Source organism: Virgibacillus sp. M23 (genome assembly GCF_034190895.1).
GTDB classification, from domain to species: Bacteria; Bacillota; Bacilli; order Bacillales; family Amphibacillaceae; genus Virgibacillus; species Virgibacillus salarius.
Genome location: NZ_JAWDHA010000427.1, coordinates 1 through 255, shown reverse-complemented (window position 1 = coordinate 255; position 255 = coordinate 1). Strand labels below are relative to the sequence as shown.

Here is a 255-nt window from a genome sequence, read left to right as displayed (position 1 = left end):
AACGAAATACTAACATTCTGCAACCATTCAAGATATTTACCCATTGACACCAATGCAGGAAGGAATGTTATTCCATTCTCTGTTAGATGAACATTCAACGACCTATTTTGAGCAAAAATCCTTTATAAGCAAGGGGAATGTCCATCTTGATATTCTCGAACAAAGCTTTATAAAACTAATCGAACGGTACGAAATTTTACGAAGTGTAATCGTCCATGAGAATGTTCAATCACCAAAACAAGTCATCTTGAAAAC

At 34.9% G+C, this 255-nt stretch carries 1 protein-coding gene; it reads left to right on the top strand.

Annotation, left to right across the window (positions count from 1 at the left end):
* Positions 1-52: 52 nt before the first annotated feature.
* A partial coding sequence (locus tag RVS70_RS23285; RefSeq protein WP_321135121.1) for a condensation domain-containing protein occupies positions 53-255 on the top strand: 203 nt, incomplete at its 3' end.